This is a genomic window from Corynebacterium belfantii (assembly GCF_041898185.1).
Lineage (GTDB): Bacteria > Actinomycetota > Actinomycetes > Mycobacteriales > Mycobacteriaceae > Corynebacterium > Corynebacterium belfantii.
In genome coordinates this window covers 1551946-1567302 of record NZ_CP157823.1, presented here as the reverse complement: position 1 = coordinate 1567302, position 15357 = coordinate 1551946, and the positions used below count along the sequence as shown (strand labels likewise).

Annotated in this window: 17 protein-coding genes and 3 pseudogenes; 13 read left to right on the top strand and 7 right to left on the bottom strand. The window is 52.1% G+C overall.

Going from position 1 to position 15357, the window contains the following annotated elements:
* Positions 1-154 precede the first annotated feature (154 nt).
* Together ABMV07_RS07805 and ABMV07_RS07800 are read right to left on the bottom strand one after the other, a co-directional pair.
* Positions 155-1374 (bottom strand): annotated as a pseudogene (locus tag ABMV07_RS07805) (IS110 family transposase).
* A gap of 226 nt (positions 1375-1600) precedes the next feature.
* A pseudogene (locus ABMV07_RS07800) lies at positions 1601-2107 on the bottom strand (cytochrome c biogenesis CcdA family protein); the annotation flags it as partial.
* 332 nt (positions 2108-2439) lie between these two features.
* On the opposite strand from ABMV07_RS07800, the gene ABMV07_RS07795 reads away from it, so the two are divergent.
* The 9 genes from ABMV07_RS07795 to ABMV07_RS07755 all read left to right on the top strand — a co-directional run bounded on the left by ABMV07_RS07795 (position 2440) and on the right by ABMV07_RS07755 (position 8532).
* Positions 2440-3516: a replication initiation protein gene (locus ABMV07_RS07795; protein WP_234917924.1), complete on the top strand. Its 1077-nt coding sequence runs from the start codon at positions 2440-2442 to the stop codon at positions 3514-3516.
* Complete coding sequence (locus tag ABMV07_RS07790; protein ID WP_312874192.1) at positions 3458-3628, top strand: ArsR family transcriptional regulator; 171 nt, start codon at positions 3458-3460, stop codon at positions 3626-3628. The genes ABMV07_RS07795 and ABMV07_RS07790 overlap by 59 nt, the downstream gene beginning before the upstream one ends.
* Positions 3629-3898: 270 nt before the next feature.
* Entirely contained in the window at positions 3899-4273 is a 375-nt protein-coding gene (locus ABMV07_RS07785; RefSeq protein ID WP_234914096.1) for a hypothetical protein, read from the top strand.
* 209 nt (positions 4274-4482) lie between these two features.
* A complete protein-coding gene (locus ABMV07_RS07780) occupies positions 4483-4698 on the top strand; it encodes a hypothetical protein (RefSeq protein ID WP_197692152.1) in 216 nt (71 codons plus the stop codon).
* A gap of 328 nt (positions 4699-5026) precedes the next feature.
* On the top strand, positions 5027-6190 hold the full coding sequence (locus tag ABMV07_RS07775) for a nitronate monooxygenase family protein (protein WP_374064505.1): 1164 nt from the start codon (positions 5027-5029) through the stop codon (positions 6188-6190).
* Positions 6151-6684 (top strand): FAD/NAD(P)-binding protein, encoded by a 534-nt coding sequence (locus ABMV07_RS07770; protein ID WP_374064504.1) that lies wholly within the window; start codon positions 6151-6153, stop codon positions 6682-6684. Before ABMV07_RS07775 ends, ABMV07_RS07770 begins: the two co-directional genes overlap by 40 nt.
* 87 nt (positions 6685-6771) lie before the next feature.
* Positions 6772-7935, top strand: coding sequence for a hypothetical protein (locus ABMV07_RS07765; protein ID WP_234917922.1), 1164 nt, complete (start codon positions 6772-6774; stop codon positions 7933-7935).
* Between the two features lie 170 nt (positions 7936-8105).
* On the top strand, positions 8106-8309 hold the full coding sequence (locus ABMV07_RS07760) for a carboxymuconolactone decarboxylase family protein (protein WP_374064503.1): 204 nt from the start codon (positions 8106-8108) through the stop codon (positions 8307-8309).
* Positions 8296-8532 carry a YbfB/YjiJ family MFS transporter gene (locus ABMV07_RS07755; RefSeq protein WP_234914876.1) on the top strand — a complete coding sequence of 79 codons (237 nt, stop codon included), beginning with the start codon at positions 8296-8298 and terminating at the stop codon, positions 8530-8532. Before ABMV07_RS07760 ends, ABMV07_RS07755 begins: the two co-directional genes overlap by 14 nt.
* 19 nt (positions 8533-8551) lie before the next feature.
* Here the strand turns inward: ABMV07_RS07755 and ABMV07_RS07750 are convergent, their stop codons facing one another.
* The 4 genes and pseudogenes from ABMV07_RS07750 to ABMV07_RS07735 form a co-directional block, all read right to left on the bottom strand.
* Positions 8552-8758 (bottom strand): integrase core domain-containing protein, encoded by a 207-nt coding sequence (locus ABMV07_RS07750; protein ID WP_196981672.1) that lies wholly within the window; start codon positions 8756-8758, stop codon positions 8552-8554.
* Entirely contained in the window at positions 8712-8852 is a 141-nt protein-coding gene (locus ABMV07_RS07745; protein WP_374064502.1) for a hypothetical protein, read from the bottom strand. The genes ABMV07_RS07750 and ABMV07_RS07745 overlap by 47 nt, the downstream gene beginning before the upstream one ends.
* A 23-nt stretch (positions 8853-8875) precedes the next feature.
* Positions 8876-9346 carry a DDE-type integrase/transposase/recombinase gene (locus tag ABMV07_RS07740; RefSeq protein ID WP_374064501.1) on the bottom strand — a complete coding sequence of 157 codons (471 nt, stop codon included), beginning with the start codon at positions 9344-9346 and terminating at the stop codon, positions 8876-8878.
* Positions 9347-9641: 295 nt separating this feature from the next.
* Positions 9642-9840 (bottom strand): annotated as a pseudogene (locus ABMV07_RS07735) (hypothetical protein).
* A gap of 201 nt (positions 9841-10041) precedes the next feature.
* Here ABMV07_RS07735 and ABMV07_RS07730 point away from each other — a divergent pair.
* Positions 10042-11391, top strand: a complete 1350-nt coding sequence (locus ABMV07_RS07730; RefSeq protein WP_374064500.1) for an IS256-like element IS1132 family transposase — start codon at positions 10042-10044, stop codon at positions 11389-11391.
* On the opposite strand, the gene ABMV07_RS07725 is transcribed toward ABMV07_RS07730, so the two are convergent.
* The gene (locus tag ABMV07_RS07725) at positions 11382-12662 is read right to left on the bottom strand and encodes a hypothetical protein (RefSeq protein ID WP_374064499.1); all 1281 of its coding nucleotides are present in this window, start codon (positions 12660-12662) and stop codon (positions 11382-11384) included. The two genes, ABMV07_RS07730 and ABMV07_RS07725, sit on opposite strands and share 10 nt — an antisense overlap.
* 155 nt (positions 12663-12817) lie before the next feature.
* On the opposite strand from ABMV07_RS07725, the gene ABMV07_RS07720 reads away from it, so the two are divergent.
* The 3 genes from ABMV07_RS07720 to ruvC all read left to right on the top strand — a co-directional run bounded on the left by ABMV07_RS07720 (position 12818) and on the right by ruvC (position 15340).
* Positions 12818-13672, top strand: coding sequence for an acyl-CoA thioesterase (locus tag ABMV07_RS07720; protein ID WP_374065016.1), 855 nt, complete (start codon positions 12818-12820; stop codon positions 13670-13672).
* 236 nt (positions 13673-13908) lie between these two features.
* Positions 13909-14661: a YebC/PmpR family DNA-binding transcriptional regulator gene (locus ABMV07_RS07715; protein WP_196981684.1), complete on the top strand. Its 753-nt coding sequence runs from the start codon at positions 13909-13911 to the stop codon at positions 14659-14661.
* A 139-nt stretch (positions 14662-14800) separates the two neighbouring features.
* Positions 14801-15340: a crossover junction endodeoxyribonuclease RuvC gene (gene ruvC / locus ABMV07_RS07710; RefSeq protein WP_374064498.1), complete on the top strand. Its 540-nt coding sequence runs from the start codon at positions 14801-14803 to the stop codon at positions 15338-15340.
* The last annotated feature ends 17 nt before the right edge of the window (positions 15341-15357 follow it).

Below are 15357 nucleotides of genomic sequence, written 5' to 3'. Positions count from 1 at the left end.
TGCAACCACCCCTAGAATCCGCCCTGTGAGGGTGGGGGTGTCCCTATGTTTTTGTCAAGTGTTAGGTTGTCGCTGACGAATACAGATGTGGGGGTAGTTTTTAGGCGTGCTTAGGAACCGGCCAGCGTGTGCTGGTCGGCTTTGTCTTTTGTTGTTATGCAGCAACTGGGCGTGGTGGGATTTCTCGGAAGAACTCTTTGTTTTTCAGCATTGCGTAGATGACGTTGCATCGGCGTCGTGCCAGGCAGATAACTGCCGCGTTATGGCGTTTACCTTCGGCGCGTTTACGTTCGTAGTACCGCCGTGAGGGTTCGTGGCTGCGGATAGCCGCGAATGCGGAATAGAACAAAGCGTTTTTCAGTCGCTTATTACCCGATCGTGCTGGGAATTCCCCTCTGATTGATGACCCTGATCGTCGTGTCACTGGTGCGATGCCCGCGTATGCAGCCAGGTGGCCGGCGCTGTCGAAGTCGTAAGCCGTTACCGATCGCAAGTAAGGATCTGCGCTGCGGTCTTGATGCCGACTCCGGGTATGCTCTATCCACGACCTCACAAAGAGGGAAATCGTCAAGCATCCCCTCAACCTGTTCAGCAATGGTGCCCACGTTGCGCTTTGAATGCTTTGATGTTTGCAGCTAGTTGGGGAATGACGAGCTCGGCGGCATCGCTTCCTGGTACGGTGACTGTTTGCGCTTTTAGTGCTGCAAAAATCTCGTCTACCAGCGGGGTAGGGTCTTTTCGTGTGTGCTTGATCATCCAGTTCAGCACCCGATGGTATCCGGCTCGTTTCAGCCCTTGTGGCCCTTTGTAGTGGATCAGCATGTCCAGGATTGGGGTGCGCGTTAGGGTGCTGCCAGCAAGAACTCGTTCCAGGCTGGTGTAGATCTGGGTAAGGATGCTGCGTAGTCGGTTGACGGTGCGGGTGCAATCGCGGGCGATGTCGTCATCGAAGCCGGAGAGCATTTTCAATGCTGATAGAACTTCGTTATTTCGGTCGACGGCACGTAGCGTGTGCGGCATTGTGCGGGCGGTGTCGGCAATGATGAATGCGTCGCGTTTGTGAAGTTTTCGCACGGCCTGGATAGAGATCTGCAGCTTTACGCATAGCTAGACCCGGTAGGTATCCGACTTCGCATCCGCAGGCACGGGCTACAGCAATCGGTAGTGCGCCGATGGTATTGGGTTGATCGACGACCACGAGCACCGTGCCATGCTCTTGAAGCTGGTGGAAAACGCTTGCTAGATCGGACTCGAGTTGAGGCAATGGTTTGTCGAATACTTTGTTGCCGACCGTGGTCGAGAGCGCAGGCGTGGTGCTGAAGACTAGCTGACGTCTAGGCCGAGGAATATGTCGATGGAGTAATCCTGCGACATGGTGAACTCCTAGAAAACGAGATGAATATGTCGTTGTTCCAGTCGCTGGCGTCATGACATTCGTTGCGAGCACCCACGTTACAAAGAGACCTGGATATAGATTCCGGCCGTGTCCCTATCAGCTGTCATCGAACGTCCTGGCACCCGGTGGCAACACCCCCCCGGATCATGGAAACTACAGGGCAAGTAAGCCATACCGGGACCAGCGACTATCCCCATTATCGGGGATACTCACAAGGTAACGGGTAAGGCATGGGGTCCACCCTAGTGCAAATACTGCACCGAGTAGGGGAGCCCCGGCTATTGTTTGCCAACGGCGTGGAGCCATTCGAGTGTCTTTTTGAAATGGTTGAATGAATCCCATGAATATCAGGCCCATGAAGATGGTTACTACACCACCTACGCGCATTAGCATCTCTTTATTCGTCTGGATAGCCTGTATTGCCCCAAAGACTGCTGCAGTTTCGAGAATGAAGATTATGGTAAAACCCGCTACGAAGAGCAGTGCAGAGCCGCAAACCCTGCCTCGATATCTCTTTACAAATACGCCATCATTTGTAGGCGCTGTTGTAGCTCCTACTACCCCGGCAAGATAGGATATATACCCTGGTACTAGTGGGATAATGCAAGGAGAAGCGAACGAAACCATCCCAGCTATGGCTGATGCAAGAAAAGCTAATATCAGTGGTCCACTGACGACAAGCTCAGAAAAAGTAGAGCCTAGTTCGTTCATATTCGATCCTTCTTCCGAAGAGATTAAGGCTATTGGGCGAAAGTAATAAACTCCCCGTACATTACATTCGACGAATGTCGACCTCAAAGAGGCGAGCGACTCAATTGGCTCAATGTTAATGACGGTGCAGGAAACGATATCGGACGGTTGCTTTTACTTTTCTCGCTATGGGCGAAATAGCGAGAAAAGGCAACGTTCCGACTGATGCATAGCCGACATTTTTGAAAATTTTTTCAAAACGCTGTACGGGACTCGGGGATGATGTGCTTAATATATAGTAATCACTATGTGATCGCTTCGACACCGAGGCTCTAGGCCGGTGCGAGTACGTCATGCTCACCACCAAGCAGTACGCTGCCGTCCTGGTCGTCGACGTTGACCAGATAGGAACAGCCGGTGGTGACCCTGCAGACCTTAACCCGTATGTGCGCGGTGTGGTGCGTTCACTTATCACCCACAACATTGGGCCGGCCTGGGTTGGCATCAACCCCACGAACGGTAAAGCCCAGTTCATCTGGCTTATCGACCCCGTCTACGCTGACCGTGATGGTAAATCTGCGCAGATGAATCTATTGGCAGCAACCACGCGCGTATTGGGTGAGCTTTTAGACCATGACTCGCACTTTTCCCACCGTTTTAGCCGCAACCCGTTCTATACCGGTAAGGCTCCGACCGCTTATCGTTGGTACAGGCAGCATAATAGGGTGATGCGTCTTGGAGACTTGGTAAAGCAGGTGAGGGATTTGGCAGGACACGACCAGTTCAACCCTGCCCCGCGCCAGCAGTTTTCCTCGGGCCGGGAGTTAATCAACGCGGTCAAGACCCGTCGCGAGGAGGCCCAGGCATTTAAAGCCTTAGCCCAAGACGTGGATGCAGAAATCGCTGATGGTCTTGACCAATACGATCCGGAGCTTATCGACGGTGTGCGCGTGCTCTGGATTACCCCAGGCACCGCAGCACGCGACGAAACCGCCTTCCGGCATGCGCTCAAGGCCGGGCACCGACTGCGCCAGCAGGGACAGCGCCTGACGGACGCGGCGATTATCGATGCCTATGAGCATGCCTACAACGTCGCACACACCCACGGCGGATCCGGTCGTGACAGTGAGATGCCGCCTATGCGCGACCGTCAAACCATGGCCAGGCGCGTGCGTGGGTACGTCACCCACTCCAAGAGTGAGGCCTACACCAGCTCTAGTGCGCTAGGTAAAGCCACCAGCAGTGAGCGCAAAGCCCTAGCGACCATGGGCCGCAGAGGCGGACAGAAAGCCACACAACGCTGGGAAGATCGCGAAAGCGACTATGCACAAGGTCGTTTAGAAACCATGCGAAAGACGCATATGCGCAAAAGTGCAGGGGTTGTCCAACAAGCAAGCTGTTGGACAATTCGTAACTTCCTTTTGGTCTGAGACAGAAAGAACTCCTACTAGGCGCGAAATCATGGCTGAAACAGGCCTGTCGGAAGCGACCGTGAAACGTCATCTGAGAACACTTCGTGCTGAGGGAACCCTGCCGATGTAGGGGGTCACACCATAAGCAATATACGGTTCCCCTGCCGACAGGCAGTTAGATAAAACCTCATATGAAGAAAAACCTTTCTTTAGTTTCCTAGCTTTGATACCAGCAGGAGCTCTCCGGTACTCAGCATCGTTATGGGGAATATTCATTGCTTGTGCTATGACTTCTACTCGCAGGTGGCTTCTCCCCAGTGCCTCCAACGATGAGAAGTACTGGGGTGGTTGCGTCCCTTAGTGTGGTGTAAACCTTCGGAGACCCACTTAGAAGGTCCTTATGCGTACTACATCCTTTCGTCCCCTTATCGCCACCGCCATGGCGGTGCTCGCGTTTTCTTCAGCTGGAATGGGGGCAGCCACTACTTATGTGGTACCCGCCGCGAGCGACACCACTCAGGTAGCGCTCGATCAATCCGGAAATGAGCGATCCGCTGTTCCTACTGAAGACGGACTCAAGCTGAATACCGCTGCAGGCGATTCCGTGGATATCGCCAACAACGTGGCTACGTGGCGGGATCAAGCGGGCAACAGCATTGCTTCCATCGATCTCGACAATGAGGGCAACGAGAACGTCGCGTTCCGTTACGACGAGGCAACGCGGATGTTCGTTGCCGAGACGGCGCACCACGGTGGTGTCATGGCAGCCGCATAGGCCTTCAACATCACCTAGGGAGTCCTAGTGTGTCCCTGCGTCGGCATCCGTCGGCGGCATCGCCACGCCCATCGTGGGAGTTTTCACCGGTTCAGCCTGCGATGCTGCAGGAGGCGCAATGATCGCCGTGGTTTCCTGCTAGCTGGAAAGGGCGGCGCCCAATGGAAAGACTTTCGACATCGAACCATGTGTACAGCGCGATAGTGTAGTTGGCCATTACTGCGGTAGCAATTCCGTTCAACCCGGGTATCCCATGGGTCACATGGGCAGGAGCGTTTCTGCTTCTGTTTTTCGCGGCCGAGCTTGTCTCCATGTTCATCAAGACTGGGGTAGAAGGGGAAGGGAAGAAGACGCAGGCGGTTCTCTGCTTTTCCGCTGCAGCCGCACTCATTCTTATCCTCCTGTTGGTAATCTTTTTCGACTAACGGAGCACAGGAAATGGACGCCGAGCAGCTTTCGTTGCTCGGCGTCCATTCATCTTCAAGCGTTCTCATGTCCACCAGAATCGCCCCACTCTCTCACGCGCTTTTCCACTGTCGTACGAGCGCTGCCACGACCCAGTGTCAAGTCGGAATCCACACTTGCGAGCCCTGCCACGGCTCTCACTGTAGCCTGAGGATCAGAGACCGGTGCCTTTGAATATGAGAAAGCTATTGCGCGTTCGTGATTTTTCTTCGGGCTTATCTATCGGCGTATGGGGAAATCGTGTAGCGTGAATCACGCCGTGAATCTCACTGAGTAAGGATTTCATTCATGATCACTTTGAAGCGACCCTTGATTTTGGCACCAATGGCAGGGGGGCCTTCTGCTCCTGAACTTTGTGTCGCGGTAACAAATGCTGGCGGTTTGGGAAATATTGCTGCAGGTTACTTAACTCCAGAAAAGCTGATATCGGCAATTCAACAGGTTGAAGGTGAAACGGACGGTCCGTACGGGATAAATATATTCTGCCCGCCTCCGGATCGAGAGCGTTCTTCTAAGGATCAGGACCTATGGAAGCGGTACCGCGTCTTACTCGAAAAGGATACCCAGATACTTGGGGAGTTACCTGAGCAACCCTTTACGGGGGACGACTTTTACCGGGAAAAGATAGACATTGCTTTAAGCTCGCAGGCTCAAGTAGTTTCTTTTACGTTTGGCTACCCTGATGAAACGTTGATCCATGAGTTTCAAGAAGCAGAGAAAAGTGTTGTTTTAAATGCGACAACGCCTCATGAGATCGACTTTCTTGCATCCACCTCGTGTGATGCTATATGTGTTCAGGGGGCAGAAGCTGGAGGCCATCGAGCGACTGTGCTCTCTACCGAGAGTGAGGGATCGACTCATTCTACTTCTGAACTGCTGGAATATGCCTTATCTAAAGTAAGTAAGCCTGTTATTGCTGCAGGTGGTATCGCGACTGCAAAAGAAGCCCTCGCACTCCTTCGCCGGGGTGCATGGGCCATACAGGTGGGCACCCATTTTCTTCTCGCAGATGAGGCGGGGACGAAACAGACCCACAAGATTGCTCTGAAAGAGTTACGCGGTCGGCCGACCACCCTTACTAAGGCGTTCACCGGAAGACCGGCTCGCACCATCACCAATACTTTTACTGAAAAGTACTCCCAGTCCGCTCCGTCGATGTATCCGGAACTTCACCATTTGACTTCAGAGTTAAGAGCAAATGCTAATTACGCTGGCGATGTGGAAAGCCTTAACCTTTGGGCGGGAGTGAACTACGGGTGCGCCCGTTCGGCACCCGCGGCCGATATTGTTGATGAGCTGACCCCATATTCTACTTCTCTAGGCGTCGGTCGCGTCGTTCCTCTGGCTGCCCAGGTAGCTGTTGTGGGCGGGGGCCGAGAGGGCTGGCGGTCGTCGAAAGAACCCTGGACCGGTTGGCGCACAGTAGCGGTCGGGAAGAAACACCCGTACTGATCTGGTTTGATGATTCATCCTTCGGATCCGGCAAGGTGTGGAATCCTTATCAGACCCCTGCTCTTCTCATGAATACTGTGGCATCTCAGCTCAGTGGCTTCCCTGATTCCAGCGCCGGTATCGAGGGGAGGTATCTCGAGGGACCCACATTTTACGAATGGCTGAAATCTGAGAAAGCTTCTGCCTTCCTACACTCAGATCCTGTCCTTTTGGAAGAGGCTCTGCAAACGGGTCCAGACACCTATACATCCAGGGCTCTCTATGGCGCTTATCTTCATTGGGTAGCTTCTCAGGTAGTCACTGCCTATCGAGATTATGTAGATATTCACTTAGTGCCCACGCGAGTGCTATCTATCGCAGATCAAGAGGGGGCATACGCTCTCATGGACTCTGATGGGCACACAGTAGTGGTCAAAAATGTTGTGTTGGCAGTTGGGCATACCCCTCAGCAGATGTCTGAGAGCGAGCTTGAGATGGTGCGTTCGGCAAACTAGGCGGGATTAATTTACCTCCCAAGGGGTGGCGCTTCACCGAAAGAAACTGGTCGAATATCGCCCAATGACACAGTGATACTTCGGGGAATGGGTTTAACTTTTTTTGACTATCTGGAATTGCTTACCGAATATCGTGGCGGGCGGTTCTCCTCAGACGGGGATACCTTCCGGTACATTCCCTCAGGAAAGGAACCGAAGATAATCGCGTGCTCCCGAAAGGGCGCGCCTCATCATGCTCGTGGGAGGAATCAGAAGCAGCCTAACGAGAGGTGGCTACCACGGTTTCTTACCGAGGATTTTGCCCGGACGCTGGACAACGCCAGTTTTTCAGTCGATGTATGGCCTAAGATCTTCCTCGAGGTAGAGTTAGCATTTACGATCGCCCTCTTGGAACAAAGCGGTCTTGACTCGGAAAAGCAGGAGGCCGAATCCCGGGCCCAGATGGGTGTTAAGGAGCTTATTCATTGGCGGCAGGAAATTGGCCTATCTGAAACTTTGGACTGGTCTGATTTGCTTTCCCCACGCTGGGTAAATGCTCCCGGGTGCTCGTTGTCTGACTACCAAAGGGCTGTTTCAGAGCGGTTGCGTGCAGATATTGATGCTGCAGAGCAGGGCAATAAAGTAGGACCACTAAAGACTGCCTTAGATACCTTGCGTGATTTACGTAATGAAATTCGCGCTTGTGTTCAATACGGGCGAATTTCTGGACGGTCATACGCTACCGAGTTAATGGACCGTTATAGCCCGAACAATGCATTTCTGTCTATCGGCCCTCCCGTCGAGCGGATTAAGCAGCTCAAAGCTCTGGTGGATGCGGGAGTGGTAACCATTTTGCCTGCTGAATCCAGCATTGATCTTCTCGAGGGAAAGGGCGCTTACTCTTATTTTGCTCCCACGATTCCTGATTCCCAGGGGTGGGCAACAGTTCTGATCGAGGCACGGCTGCCGTTTGGAGCGATTCATCACACTGCAGATCCCCTGCTCGGCGACCTCTTATCCCGGGGCATCGTCAAGCCCCACCTCTACTCCGAGACAAGTAGGGTCTCGGGGGCTATCGATGTCAACCCGAAGACTTTTATCGCCTATCAATCGGGCACTGATAAAAATACCGGACTGCTTTTCGCTTATGGCATTCCTCTTGAAGGGATCCAATGGGGAACTGCGGCGACAATCCGGCCATTCGTCAATTCCGTGATCATTACGGACGCAGATGTGATTGCCAGACAAATTCAGGAGAATACTTATGGATAAAGAAAAACAAACTCAATCCGATGCTATCAGGCGCAAGGTCCTGGGTGATAACTATGTCAACACCACTTTAAAAGGATGGGCCCCGCACAACCCGTGCTCGAACTACTTGAGACAGCTCCCTGGGGTTTCTTTGGCCTAGAAGTGGGCTCGATTTACGAACCCGCAGTTTAGTGACCGTGGGTATTCTTGCCGCGCAAGACAGGCATGCGGAGCTCGCGACACACATTAGAGGAGCGCGCCGCAACGGGTGCTCATTTGAAGAAATTATCGAAGCTATTCTCCATGCTGGGGTATACGCTGGAATGCCGGCTGCAGTAGAAGGAGCAAAAATCGCCCAGGGCATTGCACAAGAGGAAAACAATGGGGAAGCCTGAAGGAGACGCTCACTCCGCCGCGACTGAAACTACCCACCGGGATGTCCTTTTGGTGTCGCGTGGTACCGCCGGCCTAGCAGTAGCCATGGGCTTGGGTAGATTCTTTTATACCCCCATTTTGCCTTTGATGGTAGGTTCCCTGGGCTGGTCGGGACAGTCCAGCGCGTGGATCGCAACCTCCAACTACACTGGGTATTTTGCGGGTTCTTTGGAGGCCTCCTGAAGTGCCCCGGGTTTTGTTCCTAGGCGTTTGCCTTGATTTCTATTATTTCCTGTGGCGGGTTCTGCTTCCACAATTCGGTTTCGACCTCGACCGGGGTTCGGTATCCCAAGCTTTGGTGGAGTCTATCTTCGTTCCACCATGACACCCACTCGAACGTCGCGATTTCTACCTCGACAACATCATCCCACCTGCGGGTATGGATCAGCTCGTTGTTGTGAGGGGCCATTAACGTTTTCTGCCAGAGCATTGTCATAAGAATCCCCGACAGTTCCGGTGGAAGCGGTAATCCCGTGCTGGGCAAGTCGCTCGTTGTAGACCACGCTGACATACTGTGAGCCGTGATCTAAATGGTGAATGAGCCCTGTTGTTTGTTCAGCACACTTGGGTCGCCTGGTTGAGAGCTTGCAGCGGCAACACCTGAAGTCCGCATGGAGTCTGATAACGCCCACCCAACGATCCTCCGGGAGTAAACGTCGGTGACAAACGCGGCGTACACAAAGCCTTTCTTCGTGCGCACATACGTAATATCGGCCACCCACAGTTTATTCGGGCCCGAAGCTTTGAACTCACGCTCGACTAAGTCTGGGCGCAGATCAGGCACATTAGGCTTACGGGTTGTGAGAGGTGATCTGCCTTTGCCTTTGCCAGAAACACCGGCTAGGCACATCAACCGAGCAGTTTGTTCACGACCGATATCAATTCCGTCACGGTAAAGAGCATGCCACATTTTCCGTACACCTAAGACGCTGTAATTATCCCGATGAACAGTTCTAATGCGTTCAATCAGCTCAACTGTCACGAAGGCGACGAGCACTTAAGTCCTCGGGCCTTGGACTGGCGATACCCACGCGAGGTGATAAACCCACCAGCCCGGTTATTTTTCAACGCCAGTGCAGATGAACTCGACGGAAAAACTACTCCGGTATTCATCGATGAATCGGATCATTTCTTAACGTTTGGGGTCTGGTTCCGACGCGAAAAAAGCTGAGGCAGCCTTCAGCAGCTCGTTAGTGTCGCGTAGCTCTTGATTTTCACGACGTAGCCTCGCGTTCTCGGCGGCCAAGTCTGCAGGCACAGGTTCTGGGATGTTTCCCGCACGGCGGGCAGGCTTAAGTCCATTGACGGGCCGTGTGCCATGAAACCCCCAGCTTTGGGGCTACTGCCTGGCACGCGGGGTGCATCGACATATTTTCCGCCAAGATGCGGTCTTCCACGAGACGGATCACACGGTCTTTGGCATCCTGGTCAAATTTTCTTGGCATGTTCCAGATTTTCCCGTCTACTCAAACGGAACAAAACCTGGGACACTTCACTACGGATGAAATTCGCTAAGAAGTTGACTGCAACTATTGCGGTATGTGCAAGTGTTACTTTTGCTAGTGCTGGTGTTTCAAGTGCCAAGGTTTTTCACGGTCATTGGATTGGTGGTCGTATTGAAGAGGCGTATCACCGGGAGGGTGTCAGGTGTTTTGTGTGTGAGGCTCTGATCCAGAAGGAGTTTCACTGATAATGACTACCGTGTCACCGAGGAAAGGTCATGACCCGAACAGGGGCAACGAGATCAGCGCTAAGCTGATGGAAAATCCGGAAATCGCCGAACTGATCGGCGAGTTGTCGACTTCCACCGATGATGCCAGCGACCTGGTCAAAGGTCTTTTGCAGGCATCGATCAACGCTGGTCTGCAGGCTGAAATGGACGCGCATCTAGGATACGCGCACTCTGATCGTACGGCGAAAGCCCAGCTGGGCACCCCGGATGGTGGCAATCACCGCAACGGGTCGTACACCAAAACCGTCAACTCTGGTTACGGCACCTTTGATGTGACTATGCCCCGGGATCGAGCTGGCACGTTTACGCCGCGGATGCTGCCTAAAGGCACCCGCCGTCTGACGGAGCTTGATGACATGATCATCTCCCTGTACGCCGGTGGGATGACCGTGCGCGATATTTGCCACCACCTCGCCACCACCCTCGGGGTGGATATGAGCCCAGATACGATCAGCACCATTACCGACGCGGTGTTAGAAGAGGTCATGATCTGGCAAAACCGCCAGCTCGACGAGTTCTACCCAGTGATCTTCCTCGACGCGCTGCGAGTGAAGATCCGCGATGGCCACCGCGTGGTCAACAAGTCTTGCTACATGGCGGTAGGCGTCGACATGGACGGCATCAAGCACATCCTGGGATTGTGGATCGCAGACAATGAAGGCGCCAGTTTTTGGGCATCCGTGTGCGCTGACCTTGCCAACCGTGGGGTCCAAGACGTGTTCATCGTCTGCTGCGACGGGCTCAAAGGCCTGCCGGAAGCCGTGGAGGCAACCTGGCCGAATTCCATGGTGCAGACCTGTATCGTGCACCTGATCCGGGCGGCCAACAGGTGGGTGTCCTACCAAGACCGCAAACCCGTATCAAGTGCGCTACGGGAGGTCTACACCGCACCGACCGAGGACACCGCCCGCGCCGCCCTGGACGCATTCGAGGCCAGTGAACTGGGCCGTAAATACCCGCAATCGGTCAAAGTCTGGCGCGACGCCTGGGACCGGTTTGTGCCATTTTTGCAGTTCCCGCCTGCGGCACGGCGGGTACTCTACACCACGAATTCGATCGAATCGCTGAATGCTGAGCTGCGGAAAGCCACCCGCAACCGCGGCCAGTTCCCGAACGATACCGCGGCGCTGAAAACGCTGTGGCTGATGATCTGCAACATCGAGGACAAGCGCGCTGCCCAGCGAGCGAAGAAAGCGAAGCGCGCCATCGAATGCAACGGCTATATTGAAGGAGCGAAAGCCACCGGGTGGAAACAAGCCATCAACCAACTAGCCGTGGCTTACCCCGACCGATTCGCGGACTACTTGTAAACCAAGCCCCCCGCACACAAACAATCGGACACTCTCATCACCGGCTTGGTGGGTGGCAGACTTTTGGTGACGCTATAACTTGACACGCTCGAAGCCCACCATCCAACGGCTACAAAAAGCGAAACAAGGTAAAGGAGATTTCGAGCAATAAGCACATAAACCGTAAGTGACGTGTCAAACGGAACGGAAATAATATCGTCATAGCGGGCGGGATAAACTATCCAACTGAAAAACGCAATGAAGATGCTCATGAAACCGAGCAGACGCACCGACCAACACTGTGGGTGAACAGCTACAGCCACCACAATTAGTGGGGAAATCCACAAAACATATTGAGGTGAAAGTACTTTATTAGTACAAATCACGAGCAAAACCATCACGATAGACCATGCCAATGTTGTCTCTGGTGTCCAACGATCAAACAAAAAATTCACAAGTGCCCACAAAATACCGAACACTACAGTTGCCAGCATGGCCCACGATGAAATCGTTAATGCCGTTTCAATATTTGGTCCAGTTACTTCAAAGCTTTTCGACGTAGCATAATAGACTGAATAATGCTCTGGATCACCAAGAGCTTTATACATAAACCATGTGCCAGGAATCGACTCAATCTGAATACCTCTATCTGATTGGTACGTCAAAGGCGATACCAGTCGATCGAAACCATCAACAAAATAGACAATTGCTACTAAAACTGCCGAAGTTGCAAAAAATATCGCAAGGCGTATCCAACTGCTGATGCTCTTAAATCCACCCACTAGGCCCGCAGCTAAAATTCCGGGCCAAAGCTTCATCATTGTCGCTAATGCAATTAAAGCCGATGCGCGATGTGGGTTGACAAAATAACACAGAGCAGCCAATCCCACTGTCACTCCGCACATAATATCTAGACGCAATAAGAAAACGTGTTGCGTAGCTAGGCCAAAAACTATCCAGACAACCGCCGCAAAGCGATAACCCGGAAAGCGTTCTCGGCTCACTGTAACTAAAGCACCAAAAAACAGAGCGTCGAAAAGCAAGCAAAGAACTGCAAATCCAACAACAAAGGCGGCATGCTCAGAACCAGTTATCCACGATAATGCTTTAATCGGCCATACGCCGACGGCTGGATACTCCTGCAATGCGCCTGGAGAAAGCTCAAAGATACCAACATAGTAATAATTGACGTCACCTGTAGGACGAAGATCGAGCATGATGAGCTTTACTAGGGCGATACGAGAGATAGCCCAAAGTACGCACAACGAGGGGATCGAACCGATTTTTTGCACGGAAAAATTGTACGAATAATTGCAGCCTCATGGGGGATATAACCACCGAAACTGCAAATAAATAATGAAATATCGAATAGGTCAACCCATCAATGTCGTTACACTAGTGGCCATTGATATAGCTTACAATCCAAACCGTGGGAAGAAGAAAACATATGGGAAGAATATTTGATGTCCTCAATGTTGAGACTTTAGATGTCAATCTCTTTCGAGGTCCCGTTGTAGAATCGGCGCTAGCGCGCACCTTCGGCGGGCAAGTTGCTGCTCAAGCACTTGTATCCGCTACGCAAACAGTCAACACTGAAGACTTTATAGTACATTCTCTGCATGGATACTTTGTGTCTGCAGGGGATTCATCAAAGCCTACGATTTTTGAGGTTCAACGTATTCGCGATGGGCGTAGTTTCATCTCACGGCACATCACAGCCCTACAAAATGGTCGTCCAATTTTCGTCATGCAGGCCAGCTTCCATATAGGAAACGACCACGGACCGGAGCATTCAGATCTCGTACGGCGCGTGCCCCCACCAGAAGCTGTGCAAATAGATCGAGACGGACTGCCAGCAAGCTCGAGGGCCTTACTTGATGAGTGGGGAGACTGGGATATTCGAAAAATTGCTCCGGAAGACTTTGAGAAGAATCCATACACTCCAAGCCAGCAAGTAGTGTGGTTTAAATCCAAGGAAGCGCTACCCGACGATGAAACATTCCATATTTGCACACTGGCGTATATGTCAGACATGACTCTTCTCCACGCGTCTCTCGTCCCACACCCTGAAGAACCCGTAAAACTCGCATCACTGGATCATGCCATGTGGTTCTTGCGCCCATTCCGAGCTGACGAATGGTTGCTTTACGATCAAGTGTCACCTTCCGCGCATGCCGGACGTGCCTTAACGCAAGGAAAAATCTTCAACCTCAATGGTGATTTAGTAGCGATCACAACACAAGAAGGTTTGACCCGCCACCTCAAACCTGGCGAAGCAGATATCCCATTCGTGTCACAATGAATAAAATAACCAGCAATAAAAAGTGTGATAAACACATAGGCCACAAACTGAATACCACATAGCTATCGTATAATAGCGCTGTTGCCAGAAACGAGGCATCGTGGAACTTTCCGTTACCAGCTATAGCGATTGCGTTGCTCAAGAAAACACCGCAATGTTATTTCGCGGAAACAGCTCATCAACATTCGACATGACGGTGCTCAGACCACGGTGTCAGACTAAATGAAAGGGAGCCAATGTCCGGCCACTCCAAATGGGCTACAACCAAACATAAAAAAGCAGCCAACGACGCCAAGCGCGGCAAAGAGTTTGCCAAGCTCATTAAGAACATCGAAGTAGCTGCGCGTACCGGCGGTGGCGATCCTTCAGCAAACCCGACCCTTGATGACATGATCAAGAAGGCCAAAAAAGCTTCTGTTCCAAACGACAACATTGAACGTGCTCGCAAGCGTGGCTCTGGAGAAGAAGCCGGTGGCGCTGACTGGCAAACCATTATGTACGAGGGTTACGGCCCTAATGGTGTAGCTGTACTTATTGAGTGTCTAACGGATAACCGCAACAGGGCAGCTTCTGAAGTTCGAACTGCGATGAGCAAAAATGGTGGCAACATGGCGGAAAACGGTGCAGTTTCTTACATGTTCAAGCGTCGAGGATTTGTTCTTGTTAACAAAGGTGAGCTAACGGAAGACGATGTGCTCATGGCGGTACTTGACGCTGGAGTTGAAGAGGTAAGTGACGCCGGCGATAAGTTTGAGATTCTGTCCGCGCCGAGTGATGTGGCTGCCATTCGTGATGCATTGGTAGAAGCGGAAATTGAGGTGGAAGATTCTGACTCTGATTTCCGCGCCGATGTGCTGGTTCCGCTCGAGGCAAATGATGCCCGTAAGATTTTCCGGTTAATTGATGCTCTTGAAGAGTCTGACGACGTTCAAAATGTTTACACCAACATGGATCTGAGTGACGAAGTTCTAGCAGAGCTGGACGCTTAATTACTTTTTGTAGTTGTATAAAGCGGCTGTCGTGTCTCGCAATGGACACCACAGCCGCTTTTCGCAATTATGTGCTAAATTGAAGTGTCAATGGTTTTACAGATATGTTCGCAACCACTTCACTAGATGATAAGGCACTATGACCATCACGCAACGTCCTCAGCATTCCGTTGTAGGCTTAAGGATTATGGGAATCGACCCAGGTCTGACTCGCTGTGGGTTATCGGTGGTGCAGGCTGGGAAAGGTCGAAGTGTTATACCCGTAGCCGTCGGGGTGGTGCGTACACTGCCTCATGCTGAGTTGTCACAACGATTGTTAGAATTGAGCGAAGCGGTAAATAGCTGGATCGACGAGTATCAACCTGATGTCGTTGCCATCGAGAGAATTTTTGAGCGCGGAAATGTGTCCACGGTGATGAATACCGCCCACGGAGTAGGAGTGCTTGTTCTTGCAGCTGCGCAACGCGGCATACCAGTGCATATGTACACACCTAGCGAGGTGAAAAAGGCAATTTCTGGTAATGGTCGAGCCGACAAAAAACAGATGACGGCCATGATTACAAGAATTCTTGGGTTGGCGGAAGCACCCAAACCAGCTGATGCGGCCGATGCTCTTGCTCTAGCGGTATGCCATTGTTGGCGAGCTCCAATGCTAGCGATACATAACTCCCAGAGATAGCCCGTAACAATAGACAT

Bases quoted from the DNA above. Each gene is read 5' to 3' on its own strand.
- ruvC (WP_374064498.1), top strand. From the start codon at position 14,801: ATGACCATCACGCAACGTCCTCAGCATTCCGTTGTAGGCTTAAGGATT.
- ABMV07_RS07785 (WP_234914096.1), top strand. From the start codon at position 3,899: ATGCGTACTACATCCTTTCGTCCCCTTATCGCCACCGCCATGGCGGTG.
- ABMV07_RS07750 (WP_196981672.1), bottom strand. From the start codon at position 8,758: ATGGCCCCTCACAACAACGAGCTGATCCATACCCGCAGGTGGGATGAT.
- ABMV07_RS07715 (WP_196981684.1), top strand. From the start codon at position 13,909: ATGTCCGGCCACTCCAAATGGGCTACAACCAAACATAAAAAAGCAGCC.
- ABMV07_RS07775 (WP_374064505.1), top strand. From the start codon at position 5,027: ATGATCACTTTGAAGCGACCCTTGATTTTGGCACCAATGGCAGGGGGG.
- ABMV07_RS07720 (WP_374065016.1), top strand. From the start codon at position 12,818: ATGGGAAGAATATTTGATGTCCTCAATGTTGAGACTTTAGATGTCAAT.
- ABMV07_RS07765 (WP_234917922.1), top strand. From the start codon at position 6,772: ATGGGTTTAACTTTTTTTGACTATCTGGAATTGCTTACCGAATATCGT.
- ABMV07_RS07730 (WP_374064500.1), top strand. From the start codon at position 10,042: ATGACTACCGTGTCACCGAGGAAAGGTCATGACCCGAACAGGGGCAAC.
- ABMV07_RS07755 (WP_234914876.1), top strand. From the start codon at position 8,296: ATGGGGAAGCCTGAAGGAGACGCTCACTCCGCCGCGACTGAAACTACC.
- ABMV07_RS07795 (WP_234917924.1), top strand. From the start codon at position 2,440: ATGCTCACCACCAAGCAGTACGCTGCCGTCCTGGTCGTCGACGTTGAC.